This is a genomic window from Elizabethkingia miricola (assembly GCF_001675285.1).
GTDB lineage: Bacteria > Bacteroidota > Bacteroidia > Flavobacteriales > Weeksellaceae > Elizabethkingia > Elizabethkingia miricola.
The window spans coordinates 71,105-87,166 of sequence record NZ_LSGQ01000007.1 but is presented as its reverse complement, the minus strand read 5'-3'; the positions used below and the strand labels follow the sequence as shown (position 1 = coordinate 87,166).

Genomic DNA, 16,062 nt, shown 5'->3' with positions numbered 1-16,062 from the left:
ACTAAAATTTATTTAGCAATTCTATGACTCTCTCAACTTCTTGCTCTGTTAATATTGAGCTTATTGGCAAGCTTAAAACTTCTTCATGTATTTGTTCAGAAATAGGAAAAGATAAATGATTCATTTCTTTATATGCCTTTTGCTGGTGAGGAGGAATCGGATAATGAATTATGGTTTGTACTCCGTTTTCTGTTAAATAAGACTGCAATTCATTACGGTCTACACATCGAATAACGTATAGATGCCATACGTGTTCTGTATTATTTTCCGGAATTTCCGGTAGAGTTAATTTTGGATTTTTAATTTTAGCATTATACTGTAAAGCTACTTTTCTTCTGGACGCATTTTCTACATCAATATGTGGCAATTTCACATCTAATATAGCTGCCTGTATTTCATCTAATCTTGAATTTAATCCTTTGTATATATTAATATATTTCTGATTAGAGCCATAATTAGCCAATGCTCTTATCGTAGCTGCTAATTCTTCATTATTGGTTGTTATCGCTCCTCCATCTCCTAAAGCGCCAAGATTTTTCCCCGGGTAAAAACTAAAACCAGCTGCATCACCTAAGTTACCTGTCTTTTTATCTTTCCATAAAGCTCCTATTGCCTGTGCATTGTCTTCAACAATTTTTAAATTATATTTCTCTGACAACGCATATAGTCCTTCTGAAAAGACCACTCTACCATACAAATGAACAATTAATATAGCCTTTGTCTTATCAGTTATCTTTTCTTCAATTTTTGATAAATCAATATTATATGTATTTAAATCTGGTTCTACGAATACCGGAACTAATCCATTATCAGACAAAGCTAAAATAGAAGCTATATAAGTATTGGCAGGGACCAAAACCTCGTCTCCTGCTTTCATTATTCCCATTTCAATATAGGCTCTGAAAATCAGACGCAATGCATCTAAACCATTAGCTACTCCAATAGCATACTGAGCACCAACATACTTAGCCAGGTTATTTTCAAAGTTCTCAACTTCTTTACCCATCAGGTACCATCCTGAGCGGAAAACATCAATAAGTCTCTGCTCTATTTCCTTTTGATATAATAGATTTATCTTTTGTAGATCCAAAAATTTAATCATACTTTTTTATATTTAAATCAACAATACTATTTAATAATAGATCGGGGTTATATTTACTAAGAGATTCTTTATTCATAAATCCCGTTAAAACTGCTACGGTATAAATCTCTAATTCTTTTCCTGTTTTAATATCATGTCCTGTATCTCCAACAAATAAGTCTACAGCTTTTAATGGAATTCCACTTTCTAATATCAGCTGAGTTTTAGTCTTTAATTGCTCTGTTACAAAAACTTTAGTAAAAAATTTTAATAACCCCAGTCTTTCTAATTGCAGTTCAGTATATACTGAATTTTGTCTGGCTGTTACTATATATAAATTTGCTTTTTCAGATATTCTTTCCAGCCAGTCTGGAACTCCATTAATTACAGTATCCAGTTCTAAGTACTTATTCTTTTCAATACTGTTCATCCAGTTTGTTTCAAAAACCTGAAACTCTGAATCTGTGTAATGGAAATCTTCATTGAGAATATTTTTATGAGCTTTCCCATCAAATTTCTTGTTCCAATATTCTTCAAATGTCAAATTACACTTCAAAACTAAATCCGAAAAGAGTTTATACATCCTATACCTGGAATCAATCAAGGTACCGTCTAAATCTAAAAAAATATTTAATTTATCTTTTTCAAATGTTCCCATTCAGCTGTTAATCCTTTATCAAGTGAAGTATAATTTATTTTAAAATTTTTAATAAGCCGAGTATTATCAAACACATAATCTAGGCCTTTAAAATCTGTATCAAAATATTCTATATCAATTTTTTCTTCAGAAACACTAACAATTTTATTAATCAAATCAATAATTGATATAGATTTTTCCCCAACTACATTAATTACTTTCTCAGTCGACGTTTCTGTTATTGACTGAGAAATTATCTTAACTACATCTTCAACAAAAACAAAATTTCTCAACTCTTTTCCTGTTCCATAAATAACTACATTTTGTTTATTCAAAATGCGGTTCATCGTGATCGGAATAATTTTCTCGTACAATTCCTCTCCAGGACCATATACATGTCCAATCCGAAAAATTTGGTAATCAATATTTCTATTTTGAGCAAAAAATTTAATTATTTGCTCACCATAAAGCTTTGACCATCCATATAAAGACATTGGCTTTTGAGGTGTATCTTCATCAACGGTTCCCGTAATTTGATAGACATCCAAAGTGCTTAAAAAAACTATTTTTTTAAGGTTTGGAAAAGGGAGACTAATTAAATCATATACATTATCAATATTTAGCTGTGTATTTTTCATATCGTTTGCCATCCGACTATTTTTCGGAGTAAAGGCTCCCATATGAATAATAACTTCTACCTGTTTAAAACTTTCATTCTCTAAACACTCTGAATACCGACCATTATTATATACAATTGTTTCTAAAAACTCATGTTTAGATGAGCTAAATAATATAATATCATTTGCCTGATATACTTTCAACAATTCTGCAATGAATTGTCGTCCAATAAACCCATTAGCACCCGTTATTAATATCATTTTAGCTTATATGTTTTTAATTTCCTTTTCGATATTTTCTTTGGTGAAGAGTCTGGGTACAGTATCCATTCCTCTTAACCACAACAGTCCATCTTCTAAAGGATTAATCTTTTTGTCTAGCTCCGGAAATTTACTATACAGTGCCAGGTCTTTGAAAATACATGGCATATTTAAACCTGCCATTGTAAAGAATAGGACCGTAGTAAAAAATCTTGAAATATTAATTTCTGTAGGATTTGGAATTCCTTCAAGATCATATGCCATATCTACACCATATATACCATGAGGTTTCTTATCTACCGCTTTAATACTATCAATAGCAATCTTATCTACTAATTCTGAAGAGTAAGTTTGACCTACTTTAGTAACGCCCGTTACCCCAGATAAGGTTCTGTTTCCATGAGTCCATCCCTTTCGGATTCTTGTTTGAGCAACAACAAGCTCTCCTTCATACCATATTGAGAGCCATGTTACCGTATCTGGTGTCAATAAAGATGCTGCTACGAAATCACCCCAGCCATTATAATTATCAATCCACTTCTTGGCAAATAAAAAATCGTTTGTAGGCAAGGCACCTTTTCCTCCTCCTCCTATCGAGGCTGCTCTAAGCCATACCTTATCCGATTTTATTGTTAAATCTGAAAAAGCTCTTTTTAAATCTTCTTCATCATTAATTAACATATTTGAAGGCACTTTTATGTCTGCTTCAACAAATTTCTGATATGACTTATATTTATGTACACAGGTATCTATTACCTCATGAGTAGGCATAAAAGTTTTCACACCCATAGCGTGGATATCATCTCTTAATAATGAAGCATGAAAAATTTCTAAATCATTTTGAAAATGAATTAAATCAGGCTTCGAATATTCCAATAAACTCATCAGTTTATCTTTATACTCTACAGAATCTGCATATGGAATAAAATATTTTTCATGTGCATTTGATAATACCAAGTCTGATACTTCACTGCCCATCCCTAAAACCGTTTCATTCTCCGGCGACAATAACAAAGAATTTATCACCCCTTCAGAAGGAGCTCCTCCAGCTCCTGCAATTAAAATTTTAGTCATTTCCAAAAACTTTAAATTCTTTATAATCTCTAAAATAATCTTCTTCAGTATAATGCTCAGATGCTAAGCATAATAAAACAGCATTATGTGTAAAATGAATATCACGCCATATCAAATTAGGAATATATAAACCTTTTGTTGGATGGTCTAATACAAATTTTTCTTTATTTCCCTGCTTATCTTCAGTATTAAATGTAATAATACCAGACACTGCAAAAATAACCTGCTGAAGATTCTTGTGTGCATGCCCTCCCCGTACAACATCTTGAGGAGTATAATAGGTCCAGTATACACGTTTAATATCAAATGGTATATTTTTTTGAGCCTCAGCAATAGTTATATATCCTAATTCTGAAGAACCAATTTTATCAAAAGTAATTATCTGAGGAAATGAAAACGTAGTTTTATCCATATTTACTTTACATTTATATTATAATCAAAAAGAGGACGCAATATTCCTGGGTAAATATGTGTTTTAACCCCTAGCTTTACATTCTCTACCTCAAATCCGATCAAATTATCAACTCCTAATAATAATTCAGTTTGATCTCTTCCAAAAAGTAGTTTAAAGTAATAATTCCCAGCATTCAAAAGATTTCCCGGGATATCAAATTCTACAGTATATTCCCCAACCTCTGAATTTTTATTTGTAGTTACAAACGCACCTGTATGAAAAATAATTAATTCTTCTGTTGTACGTAATTCAAAAGTAACATCCAAATTAATATCTGGTGTATAATTAAAAAATCTCAATTTCACCCGTATCGGGGTCTCAATATCCAATGTATCTCTACCTAATGGAGTTGATGAGAATTCTATAATTTTTATTTTATGGTTTCCATAAGCCTCATCCACAGGACCTTCATGTAAATATGTTGATATTTTAGCACTATCTTTCTGATATTCCAGAATAGTCTCATTAACCATTCCTTGAAAATCCAGAGTACCATTTCTCAATAAGATACCATAATTACATAACTCTCTTACAGATGCCATATTATGACTTACAAAAAGAACAGTTCTTCCTTCTCCCTTACTAACATCTCCCATTTTTCCCAAACATTTTTTTTGAAAATCAGCATCTCCTACTGCTAATACTTCATCTACAATTAATATTTCAGATTCCAAATGAGCTGCTACAGCAAACGCTAATCTCACATACATTCCTGAGGAATATCGCTTCACTGGTGTATCAATATAGCGTTCTACACCGGCAAAATCAACAATTTCATCAAACTTAGATTTTATTTCTCTCCTGGTCATCCCGAGAATTGCACCATTAAGAAAAATATTTTCTCTACCTGTCATTTCAGGATGAAAACCTGTTCCCACTTCTAGCAAAGAGGCTATTCTGCCTTTTACTTTTATGCTGCCAGTTGTAGGTTTAGTTACTTTTGAGAGTAATTTCAGTAATGTCGATTTACCAGCTCCATTACGTCCAATAATCCCCACGGCATCCCCTTGTCCAATTTTAAAATTAACATCCTGAAGAGCCCATACATAATCTGAATTTCCCGATTTAGTACGATCATTAGCTTCACCAATTTTCAGATAAGGATCTTCTTTGCCCCTAATCTTATGCCACCATCTATTCAGATCATGACTTAGTGTACCTGTACCAACCTGTCCTAATCTATATTGTTTAGATAAACTTTCTATTTCTAATGCTATATCTTTCATTTATCCTATCCGATCATATATTAAATTGTATCCATAAATCCTTTTTGGATACGGTTAAAAATAATTGTCCCTATTGCCAATAATATTCCTATCATTATACAAGAATAACCCAATGCTTCAATATTTAAACTGCCAGATCCTAAAAACGCATATCGGAAATTTTCAATAATTGCCGTTAGGGGATTTAATTCTATCAAATATTTATATTTATCATTAATTGTTGATAATGGATACACAATTGGCGTTGCATACATAAATAACTGAACCCCAAAAGTCAGTAACATTGCCATATCTTTATACTTGGTTGTCATACTGGAAAAAATCATACCCACTCCCAATGCAAAAGCAGCCATTAATATAATTAAAACCGGAGTAAGTAATACAAAAATATTGGGGTGTAACTGGCCTTGAAATGTATAATAAACTACAATAATCAGGAAAAGTAAAAATTGAATACCGAATTGCATTAAATTGGACACAACAATGGATAAAGGCATAATAAGTCTGGGAAAATAAACTTTACCAAAAATAGGAGCATTCACTGTAAACACAGTTGAAGTCTGAGTCAAACTGGTCGAGAAATAATTCCACATTACCACCCCAGACAAATAGAAAGCTATTTTAGGAGTTCCATTTGTTGAAATTCCTGCGATATTTCCAAAAACCAATGTATAAATTAATGTGGTAAGAATCGGATTTACAAAAAACCAAATCGGTCCCAATATGGTTTGCTTAAAATAGGTTACAAAATCTCTTTTAACTAAGAGCAGTAATAAATCTCTATAGCGCCAAACTTCTTTCAGATTAAGGTTAAGAAGGCTGGACTGTGGCTCTATAATTTCAGTCCATTTATTTTCTTTATTATTTTCCAAATTATTCATTATTAAATAATACTACTTTCCAAACTCTTGATTCAACATGTTTTTCAATCCCTCTTCCATTGTATAAGGAGGTTCAAAACCTGAAGCCATTGCCTTAGTAGAATCATATTGTGTAACAGCGCAAAACTTCTTTACCCTAACTGAACTTATATTTAATTTCTTACGGGAAAGCCATGCCAGTATATCAAAACCATATCCCCCCAGCATACCTATCCAATATGGAATATGAGTTGTAGGAATATTTTTATTTAAAATCTCACTTGTATGATGAACCAAATCGTTGGTTGTAAAATCTGGCTTATCAACATAGTTATAAATATTATAACCAGTTCTCTTTTCTTCTATTAAGAATTTTATAAATGCTATAACATTCCTTATATATGACATAGACTTCTGGTTATTACCTTTTCCTATCATCATAAACTTACCATTAGCTATCTGATTAAGTAAGTTATAAACATTTCCTCTGTTTCCTTCTCCAAATATTACTGTTGGACGGATTATATTAATATTCCAATCCTCATGTTTTTTATACCATTCTTGTAAAAGCTGCTCAGCATCCCATTTACTTTTACCATAATGATTAAATGGATCAGCCGGAAAAGATTCATCCGGATTATTTTTATCCAGCCCATATATTGCCACTGAACTGGTAAAAATTATGCGTTTTACATTATTTGCTTCCATTGCCTCTAATGTATTGCGCATTCCTTCAACATTAACATCATAATACAAAGAAACTGGTGCCACATCATCTCTATGCTCTGCAGCAAGCAATACAACGACATCAGTTCCCTGCAACTGAGAAATTAATGTATCCTTATCCATAACATTACCAATTACACTAATGTCAGGAAATTTTTCGCTTACATTTTTATCTATATTTAGTAAATTATATTGACCAGCTGATATCAATATATCTATCAAACGTGTCCCTACAAAACCCGATCCTCCTATAACAGCAATTTTCATAATCTTAATTTTCAGTCAAATTAATTACCTCAACTTTCTTTTTGTATTCTTTCATTTTCCTTTCGAATACTTTATCAAATATATAGTGAAATATTACCCATAATAATATATCACAAACGACAACAACATTATTACTGATAATTTCCACCATTACTATATTAAAAATACAAAAAAATAATGCTAATCCTAAAATAGCCAGCATTGCTGTTCTATGAGACATTCCGGAACGCAAAAATTTATGATGTAAATGATTACGGTCAGCAGAAAACATAGATTTCCCTGATCTCCAACGTACATACATTACCCGCGCCACATCCAAAATAGGTACAATTAATGTAGAAAAAGCTACTACAATAGCCCCCTCTGAAAAAGGTTTAATATAATGATTATTCATTGCGAAGCTAATAGCTAAAAAAGCAATTGAATATCCTAATGTCATACTTCCGGTATCCCCCATAAATATCTGACGGCGGCGGCGAATTGTTCCAAAAACATTATAATAAAAGAACGGAATCAATACACCCGCTGTAATAAAAGCAAATAAAGCATGCAACCAAGCGTCATAATACATAAATAATCCGCCCAAGACAACACAGCCCAAGCCTACTACTCCCGAGCATAATCCATCTAAGCCATCCATTAAATTTATAGCATTAACGATAAGAACGACAACAAAAACAGTTAAAGGCATTCCTATCCATGGCGACAATGAAACTATAAGTCCAACTCCGTATAAATCATTTATCCACAAACCACTCAACGGAAAAAGGCACGCAACAAATATTTGTGCTATAAATTTCGCTTTATAGTTCACACCTATCAAATCATCTCCTATGCCCACAATAAATAAAATAACCAACCCGCAAACCAACAACATTAAACTGGGAATAATTGCCCACGACTGAACTTGCAGATTAACTATGTTGAGTTTAAAAACCGCTACCATAGTAATAACCAGTAAACAGCACTGTATTGGTGCAAAAGCAACACCTCCCAGCCTTGGTACTATACGCTTATGCAATTTTCTTGAATCGATAGGATCAAATAGTCTCTTCTTATATGAAATCAGAAGAATATACGGAATCATTGCTCTGCTTAAGAACACAGCAATTAAAAAAGGAATAAAGACAATTAATAATTTCATATCTTAAAGATAAACTACTAACAAAAAAGTGCTGAATAATCACCCTGTATACCAATCTTCTGCATTTTCAGAGCATTAAAATGTTAGTAAAGTTACTTAACTGAAGAAGCAACAGAAATTTATAAAATTAAAATGAATAATTAAAAAAAATAATCGTTTATTATAAAATCATTTTCAGATCTTCAACAAACTCAAAACCTGTTCCAGACTAGTATCCTTTAGAACAACTTCATTATTTTCATCAAGTAGATAAATAGTAGGAAAAGCTTTGATATCGTAAAGCTCTTTTTGCTTCAAATCGCCTTTTTTATCAAAACCATTAATCCACTTCTCAGGTATGTTAACCTGATAAGCCTTCCATTTATTAATATCTTCAACGGGGCTCACCGCAACAACTTTCAGCTTTGCCTGATTAATAAGTGTATTAATCCTCACATCCTGACTCATTTGCTTAATAGCTTCTGCACAATGCGAACATTCCGGATCATAAAAAACAAGTAATTTTTCCGGCGCTTTAATCTGGTGCAGATTCTGGTTTTTCCCTGAAGAATCTATAAATTCAAAATCAGTTGCTACTGATCCCGGCATATTCTTATTGACCAGTTTCAGCAACATTCTGTATCTTATTTTTTCGGTATCATTAAGATGTTTTGTGTTCACCAGATATTCTAATACAGGCAAATAATACACATCGTTATGCAGTGGTGAGTTAGGATCATAAAGATACTTCTCATATCCATCCTTAAAGAAAGTGAATACTTCTTTATTTACTGAAGCTTTTTCAAACATTGCATTAATGGACTGAGAAATCTGTTTCTGGTCTGCGTCCGGAAACAGGGCAATAAAATCTACCAGATCCTGTTCTGCCTGAGCAGGATCTTTAATAGCATTTATATTCGTAAAATTGTAATGATCCCAGTAATTGGTAACCGAACGGCCTACTTTATCAGCCTCATTTCCTACCGCTTCCTGCTGTTGTGTTATTTTTTGTTCTTCCTTCTTAGCACATGAAAAAAGAAGCACACAGGAGCAATAAAAAACTGAAAAACTACTAAGTTTTAATTTCATTATTTTTTTTCATATTTTCTTTCATCATATTTTTGTTTGGCGCAAAACTACATATTATTTCCCTGACTAGAAAAAATATTATCAATTTTTAACCTTTTTCCCACAATTATTTATTATTTATTCAAAACACACTTCCAATTAACAATAAATGGAGTAATTGGAAACTCCAAATTACCCCATTTATGATATATATATTGTGAAGTGATTGTAAATAAATTATTAACTTCTTACGCAGCGGACACTCATTCCCTTACCAGGCGCTCCTTCAACAGGCGTAGAATACCCTGTATCTAGCGCTACAGCAGCCAATAATGTAGTCAAACTTCTGAAAAATTTCACCCCATTTCCTGTTGAGCCTGAAGACCAGTAATTAGAGGTTACCGAAGCTGTAACAAGCGGAAGAAGACTACTTGGAGAATCCATAATAGTACCACTTGCTGCACGGTAACCATACATCGGCAGAAACAATCGTTGAGAATGCACCGGAAAAGCAGAATCAACAGTCCCTGGAATTGGCCATAAACCTCCAAAAAGAGCATTGGCTATTACCCCATTCCCTACATCGACATATCGTCCTGCTGCAGTATTATCCGACCCTAAAGAAGTAAATTCTGCCTGTGTAGGAGTCCTCCACTTACCTGCCGGATACACTAAAGCACACGGATCACCACTTCCTGCCGCCCCCGTAGGCGTTGTAGCATTCCAGTTCCAATATAGATTTGTAATCTGATTGTTAAAAGTATTTCCATTCAATCCCAACTGCACCAGATCAAGAATATTAAGTAATGCATTTATTGGAATATCATTAGTGGGAAGAAAACGGTACTTATCAACAGCACTATTCATGTACTGCAAATTTGTACGTGCCCACGTAGCTGTCCCCTGTTGGATCCCTGATTCTATCATTCGGGCACTTAATGAATATTGAGTTCCAATTACTGGTGTTATTGCACTATTACTATAGACAACTGATGCTCCAGTAAAAGTTCTGAGAGTACTATCGTCCATATTCACCCCTAATGTACCGAGCCTCACACTAAGACTAGCAGGTATAGCATTAGTACTGGCATCCACCGTATAAAAAGAAGCTGTTTTTGTTGCACCTGCATCGCCTTGTGCCCCTACAGTATTTACCAGACTACTACCCGGTATCAATGCAGCTACAGCCTGTACATTAGTATAAGCACCCGTAAATATATTCAGGTCTCCGGATTTTACAACACTTGCAAACGACCCACCAGTACCAGTACCAAGCTCTACAGTTGTCGAATTATCGACTTTACCAAAAAGCCCCCGGGTATCTACATTTACATCTACCCTAACCGTATTACGGTGAAAGGAAACAGCTAAATCATTTTGCCCGTTCTGAACACTCACAGGAGCAGCACTTTTAGCATATAATACATCTTTATTAGCAATCGTTGAACTGCTTATAACCCCATTATTAATAACAGGTGCTGTAGCGTCATTCGTGGAAAACACATACCAGTCATAAGACTGCCCTGCAGGTACAGTAATTGCAGGACTTGGCGTTGTCCCAGCCGTAGCTACCTGGCTAACAACGGGATTCGTAGTCGTTCCTGCAACATAAACCTGGATAAGATATTTAACACCTGCAGCCATTGGCTGAGTTGCTGCCAGAGCACCATTCACTCCATTTGATGAAGCTACTGCGCCTATACCACCAACCTTCTCCATACTGGTTAGTACATCAAAATCTTTAAGGGAAACCATATTTTCCTTTGCAATAACAGAAGAACCTGCCAAAACACTCCCCTGTTTACCAACAGAAGCATTTGCAGATATATCACCCCCTTCGATACCTACGATATTAAAATTCAAAGTAGCTTTAGCAGTAGGGGTAAGTTCTTCAGCTTTATCATCTCTGGAAGAACACGAGTTAACACTTATAAAAACAACACTTCCAAGTGCCATTCCTTTTATTATTTTTGTAAAGTTTTCAGATATAGATTTCATTTCAATTCATTTTTAATTAATAAAATTTAGTTCCTAAAACTTTACAAATCAGAATCTCCACTTCCCCACGAACCTCCATTATTCCAGTCATCTACTTGAGGGGTGTCTTCAGATCCGGACGCTCCAATTCTAAGCGTTGCTGAACCTGCTGCAATTCCTTGTTCAATTTCTATGAGAACACAATTTAGCTCAGGAGCAATGTATTCTCTTTTAGTATTATTATTCATTTCTTTCATTTATTATTTATTTGTAAAAAGGTGTTGACAATTATTATATGCAATAAATAAAATACTTATACAAGATGCGATTCATCATCTTTCACTCTCATTCATCAATTGGTAATAACATCCATGCAATAATCTTTTTTTTAAAGCATTCAATAAAACAGCATAGGATAAACCTCTAAAAAATCGATCTGGCAACTATCCGACTCCGGGACAACAAAACTTACCACGGAAACACAATCACCAGCGTAAAAATCAAATCAGAAACAAAACATACACGAAACGCATGTCATTTTTTTTCTTTAACTCTATAAGTTTGACAGAAATAATATGAAATTGTCAAACAGTTTTCAGAAATCTTAAAATATAGTATCCCCCATAAGCAGTCTAAATTACGACGTTTCTATAATGAAACATTATTAAACATATATTCTTATTTATAAATATTATTAACTAATAAAGTACTTACAATGAATTCTCAATAAAATTAATAAAAAAAACAATACATAAAATATTTATTTTAAATATTTAATAATTAATTATAGATATATTTATAAATAACAATGTATATAAATAAATATTATTAAATTATAAATAATCATAAAACCTCTACAACAGGCACTTTTCAAGATAAAAACAAGAAAACTAAAGAGTTCATAAAAAGCGCAGCATCTATTTAAACAAAATAAGTAATACATTAAAAACACCCTTATTAACAATAGATACAAGCAAAATAAAAGTTATACACAATACAAAAAATCAAATAGAAAATTCATTAACCAATTCGTAAAATCAGATTGCGAAATCAATAAATCTATTACAACTATCTATATACTATTATAAGTACAATATCATCAGACATTCCTGGCTTATCAGTTTTCATAATAATTAAGTTTTTTTTAAGAAAAAGTTAAATTATCATTTACACAATGTTAATTTTTAGTTTCCTGATTCTTTAATACAGCCATTTATTTTTGCGCTAGAATTTGAACTATTCGATATGAAGAAAAGAATTATTTACGCTATTGCCCTTTTATCTTTTGGCATAGCATTCTCACAGGAAACTACTTCCAAAATTCTTGGAAGACTAAAAGGTTCCGGTTCGGAAGTAACAGTAAGAGTAACACACTTACCTACTAACAGTACTTTCGAAACAAAAAGCAACAACAAAGGAATATACAGCCTGGACAACCTTCAGCCTGGTGGACCGTACAAGATTGAAATCACCGAAGGCTCCAATCTTATCTACTCCAACAGCAACCTTCAGCTTTCATTAGGAAACAATGATTTACCTGTAGTAGAAGTAAATTCTTCTAAAGAAAAAACAATTGACGAAGTAAAACTGACTGCTAATAAAAAAACAGCAGTAAAATATGGAGTAGGAATTAGCCAGTCTCAAATATCAGGACTTCCAAATATTAACAGAGGTATACAGGATGTTACAAAATTAATCCCCCAGAGTGCAAATAACTCTTTTAATGGAACCAACTTCCGTTATAACAACGTTACCATAGATGGATCTATAAACAATGACGCAATCGGATTCAGCCCATCATTAGGAGGACAGACAGGAACTTCCGGAATGCCTGGAAGCAGCACACGTTCCAACTCCATTAGCTTGGACGCTATTCAGGATGTACAGGTATATATCGCTCCTTACGATGTAAAACTAGGAAACTTCTTAGGTGGTAGTATAAATGCTGTAACCCGAAGCGGAAGCAACAATGTTGACGGATCTATTTATTTCTACGGACGAAATGCAGCTATTACTGGTAAAAACAGAGTAGGTGATAATTCTAAAATGCCAAGTTCTTTTGAAGATTATATTGCAGGTGGAAGAATTGGACTCCCAGTTGTAAAAGACAAGGTATTTTTATTTACCAATTTCGAATACACCAAGAGAACGGACCCTGTTTTTTACAATGCAGGTGATCCCGGATCTTTAGTTGACAATGCCACAGCAGCAAGAATAGCCAGAGACGTACAAAATCGTTATGGATTCGATATCGGAAGCTACAATCAGTACAATAACTTTTCTGAAAGTGGAAAGCTTTTCACAAAATTGGACTGGAAATTAAATGACAAACATTCCCTTTCCATCAAAAACAACACTGTATTCTCTCAAGCATCAAACCTTGAAAGAGACGGTGCAAACTTCCGTTTTTCAAGCATAGATTTCACACAAAGAAATACAGCTTCTACAACAACATTAGAATTAAAAAGCCGTTTCAACAGCAAATGGAGCAACAATTTAATCGTAGGGTATTCATCAATCCATGATTACAGAGATCCATCTTCTCAGAACAAAATGTTCCCTCAGGTTGAAGTATCTTACAATGGCGGAACAATATTATTCGGAAACGATAGAGAAGCAACTGTATTCAACATGAAACAGAAAACCTTCGAAATCACGAATAACTTAACATATAAAACAGGCATACACAATTTCCTATTAGGAACCCATAACGAATTATACAATATCGATTATGGTTTTGTAAATGCATTAAACGGAAGAATATCTTATAAGAATCTAGATGATTTCTTTGCATCAAAGCCTGCCAGAATAAGAGGAACATACCCCTTTAATGGTGATAACAGAGAAACATTATTCAACAATCCTTATGCACATTACAAGGTTAATATGTTCTCCCTATACCTTCAGGATGAAATCAATTTAGGAAGACTGAGATTATCACCTGGTATCAGAGTTGACTATACAGATCTTCCAAACAAGCCACAGCTAAGTTCATTGGTAAACGCTTCTCCGAACGATCCAAACTATGGCAATACTTATACCTATACACCACTTAGCCAACTTACCAACAAATACCTTAGCAAACCAACTTTATCTCCAAGACTTGGCTTCAATTTAGATATTACAGAAAATAAATCTGTTGTACTAAGAGGTGGCTCTGGTATTTTTGTAGGAAGAATTCCATTTGCATGGCTTGGATATGCATATTACAATGATGGCGTAGGATTTGGAAGTTACGATTACAATCCACCTGCACCTGCTCAATTAACGACAAACGGAGATCCTTTAGTAAGCGGAAACTTTGCAAAATGGCAAAACTCATCTAAAGTTCAGGTAGACTTAATTGACAATAACTTCAAAATGCCGCGTGTATGGAGAAGTTCACTAGCTTTAGATTACACACTTGCAGGATATAAGCTAACATTAGAAGGTATCTATACAAAAGTAATATATGATCTAATGTTCCAGCAGGTAAACAAAACAGACAAGGTTACTTACTTCAGTTATGATACCAATCATGAGATGCCGATTTACACAACTAACATCAACAGTAACTTCTCTAATGCATATATGCTGTCCAATACTAAAGAAGGATACCGTTACAACCTGACAGTACAGTTAGCTAAATCATATAATTTTGGTTTCAATTTCTTTGCAGCCTATACTTATGGTGACGCTAAGGATATTACCAACGGTATCAGAAACTCAATGGAGAGTAACTGGCAGATGAACCAATCTCTGACACCTAACAACCCAGCATTGGCAACATCTAACTTTGCTATCAAAAACAGAATCGTTGCTAACTTAGGTTATGGTATCAATTTATCTGAGACAAACAGACTTTCTGCTAACGTTTACTTCAATGCACAGTCTGGTAATCCATTCTCTTGGGGATTTGTTAACAGTACCATTGCCAACACAGGACAAGCAGCTGGTTTAGCTTATATTTTCAAAGATGCTGCAGAAGCTGCCAAATACCTTGTTTCCTACAAAGACGGAGCAGGTAATACAGTAAGTGTACAACAACAGGTATCTGACTATGAAAACTTCATCAACAGCAACAAATACCTAAGCAGCAGAAGAGGTAAATTTACTGAGCGTAATGGTGATTTCACACCTTGGAACGTTCAGGCTGACTTCAGAATAATGGACGAGATAAAACTGAGCAATAAGAATAAAAACACGATTCAGATCTCATTCAGTATTATGAATATTACCAATTTACTTAACAAAGATTGGGGTAAAGTTTACTTTGTACCAAACACATTTAACTCTACAGCAAGTGTAGGTTTAACTAAAGTAGGTAACGTTACAGGTAATGTTCCGGAAGCCGGAGACCCAACTTACAACTTTAAAACTCCTGGAACTCCATATACAATAGATCAGTTCGCGTCCAGATTCCAGGGACAGTTAGGAATCAGATATAACTTCTAGGTTTCAAAATAATTTTTCATTTTATTTTACAGAGAAAATCCCTACAACAATTTGTTGTAGGGATTTTTAGTCAAAATACTAAAGGCTCCCGATGGGAGCCTTTAGTACAGCAATCCTGTAAAGGATGCTCTAACTTGATATGAAAAACTAATTAACACTGCAAATTTATTTAAAGCTTATCTAAATAAAAATGTGATTATTATCATTTTCTAAAAATTGCAAATCAATTTAATTAGCTATCGCAGTACAATACAATA

The 16,062-nt window shown here is 33.7% G+C and carries 13 protein-coding genes; 1 reads left to right on the top strand and 12 read right to left on the bottom strand.

The annotated features are described in order from the left end of the window. Position 1: 1 nt before the first annotated feature. From ATE49_RS08620 to ATE49_RS08565, 12 genes are all read right to left on the bottom strand, one after another. Positions 2-1,102: a DegT/DnrJ/EryC1/StrS family aminotransferase gene (locus ATE49_RS08620; protein WP_065081840.1), complete on the bottom strand. Its 1,101-nt coding sequence runs from the start codon at positions 1,100-1,102 to the stop codon at positions 2-4. Then, positions 1,095-1,739 carry an HAD family hydrolase gene (locus tag ATE49_RS08615; RefSeq protein WP_065081839.1) on the bottom strand — a complete coding sequence of 215 codons (645 nt, stop codon included), beginning with the start codon at positions 1,737-1,739 and terminating at the stop codon, positions 1,095-1,097. Before ATE49_RS08615 ends, ATE49_RS08620 begins: the two co-directional genes overlap by 8 nt. Beyond that, on the bottom strand, positions 1,712-2,596 hold the full coding sequence (locus ATE49_RS08610; protein ID WP_065081838.1) for an NAD-dependent epimerase/dehydratase family protein: 885 nt from the start codon (positions 2,594-2,596) through the stop codon (positions 1,712-1,714). The genes ATE49_RS08615 and ATE49_RS08610 overlap by 28 nt, the downstream gene beginning before the upstream one ends. A 6-nt stretch (positions 2,597-2,602) precedes the next feature. Next, positions 2,603-3,670: an ATP-grasp domain-containing protein gene (locus ATE49_RS08605; protein ID WP_065081837.1), complete on the bottom strand. Its 1,068-nt coding sequence runs from the start codon at positions 3,668-3,670 to the stop codon at positions 2,603-2,605. Beyond that, positions 3,663-4,082, bottom strand: a complete 420-nt coding sequence (locus tag ATE49_RS08600) for a sugar 3,4-ketoisomerase (protein WP_034845602.1) — start codon at positions 4,080-4,082, stop codon at positions 3,663-3,665. Before ATE49_RS08600 ends, ATE49_RS08605 begins: the two co-directional genes overlap by 8 nt. Before the next feature lie 2 nt (positions 4,083-4,084). Further along, a complete protein-coding gene (locus tag ATE49_RS08595) occupies positions 4,085-5,350 on the bottom strand; it encodes an ABC transporter ATP-binding protein (RefSeq protein WP_065081836.1) in 1,266 nt (421 codons plus the stop codon). Between the two features lie 20 nt (positions 5,351-5,370). Continuing rightward, positions 5,371-6,231, bottom strand: coding sequence for an ABC transporter permease (locus tag ATE49_RS08590; protein ID WP_065081835.1), 861 nt, complete (start codon positions 6,229-6,231; stop codon positions 5,371-5,373). A gap of 12 nt (positions 6,232-6,243) precedes the next feature. Next, positions 6,244-7,203, bottom strand: coding sequence for an NAD-dependent epimerase/dehydratase family protein (locus ATE49_RS08585; RefSeq protein ID WP_065081834.1), 960 nt, complete (start codon positions 7,201-7,203; stop codon positions 6,244-6,246). A 4-nt stretch (positions 7,204-7,207) separates the two neighbouring features. Continuing rightward, positions 7,208-8,347, bottom strand: coding sequence for an MraY family glycosyltransferase (locus ATE49_RS08580; RefSeq protein ID WP_065081833.1), 1,140 nt, complete (start codon positions 8,345-8,347; stop codon positions 7,208-7,210). 174 nt (positions 8,348-8,521) lie between these two features. Next, on the bottom strand, positions 8,522-9,415 hold the full coding sequence (locus tag ATE49_RS08575; RefSeq protein WP_065081832.1) for a DUF5106 domain-containing protein: 894 nt from the start codon (positions 9,413-9,415) through the stop codon (positions 8,522-8,524). Positions 9,416-9,634: 219 nt separating this feature from the next. Beyond that, the gene (locus ATE49_RS08570; protein ID WP_065081831.1) at positions 9,635-11,392 is read right to left on the bottom strand and encodes a fibrobacter succinogenes major paralogous domain-containing protein; all 1,758 of its coding nucleotides are present in this window, start codon (positions 11,390-11,392) and stop codon (positions 9,635-9,637) included. 41 nt (positions 11,393-11,433) lie between these two features. Further along, entirely contained in the window at positions 11,434-11,628 is a 195-nt protein-coding gene (locus ATE49_RS08565) for a hypothetical protein (protein WP_065081830.1), read from the bottom strand. Positions 11,629-12,616: 988 nt separating this feature from the next. On the opposite strand from ATE49_RS08565, the gene ATE49_RS08560 reads away from it, so the two are divergent. Then, entirely contained in the window at positions 12,617-15,805 is a 3,189-nt protein-coding gene (locus ATE49_RS08560; RefSeq protein ID WP_065081829.1) for a TonB-dependent receptor, read from the top strand. The last annotated feature ends 257 nt before the right edge of the window (positions 15,806-16,062 follow it).

Bases quoted from the DNA above. Each gene is read 5' to 3' on its own strand.
- ATE49_RS08565 (WP_065081830.1), bottom strand. From the start codon at position 11,628: ATGAAAGAAATGAATAATAATACTAAAAGAGAATACATTGCTCCTGAG.
- ATE49_RS08560 (WP_065081829.1), top strand. From the start codon at position 12,617: ATGAAGAAAAGAATTATTTACGCTATTGCCCTTTTATCTTTTGGCATA.
- ATE49_RS08590 (WP_065081835.1), bottom strand. From the start codon at position 6,231: ATGAATAATTTGGAAAATAATAAAGAAAATAAATGGACTGAAATTATA.
- ATE49_RS08585 (WP_065081834.1), bottom strand. From the start codon at position 7,203: ATGAAAATTGCTGTTATAGGAGGATCGGGTTTTGTAGGGACACGTTTG.
- ATE49_RS08570 (WP_065081831.1), bottom strand. From the start codon at position 11,392: ATGAAATCTATATCTGAAAACTTTACAAAAATAATAAAAGGAATGGCA.
- ATE49_RS08600 (WP_034845602.1), bottom strand. From the start codon at position 4,082: ATGGATAAAACTACGTTTTCATTTCCTCAGATAATTACTTTTGATAAA.
- ATE49_RS08595 (WP_065081836.1), bottom strand. From the start codon at position 5,350: ATGAAAGATATAGCATTAGAAATAGAAAGTTTATCTAAACAATATAGA.
- ATE49_RS08610 (WP_065081838.1), bottom strand. From the start codon at position 2,596: ATGATATTAATAACGGGTGCTAATGGGTTTATTGGACGACAATTCATT.
- ATE49_RS08580 (WP_065081833.1), bottom strand. From the start codon at position 8,347: ATGAAATTATTAATTGTCTTTATTCCTTTTTTAATTGCTGTGTTCTTA.
- ATE49_RS08615 (WP_065081839.1), bottom strand. From the start codon at position 1,739: ATGGGAACATTTGAAAAAGATAAATTAAATATTTTTTTAGATTTAGAC.
- ATE49_RS08605 (WP_065081837.1), bottom strand. From the start codon at position 3,670: ATGACTAAAATTTTAATTGCAGGAGCTGGAGGAGCTCCTTCTGAAGGG.
- ATE49_RS08620 (WP_065081840.1), bottom strand. From the start codon at position 1,102: ATGATTAAATTTTTGGATCTACAAAAGATAAATCTATTATATCAAAAG.
- ATE49_RS08575 (WP_065081832.1), bottom strand. From the start codon at position 9,415: ATGAAATTAAAACTTAGTAGTTTTTCAGTTTTTTATTGCTCCTGTGTG.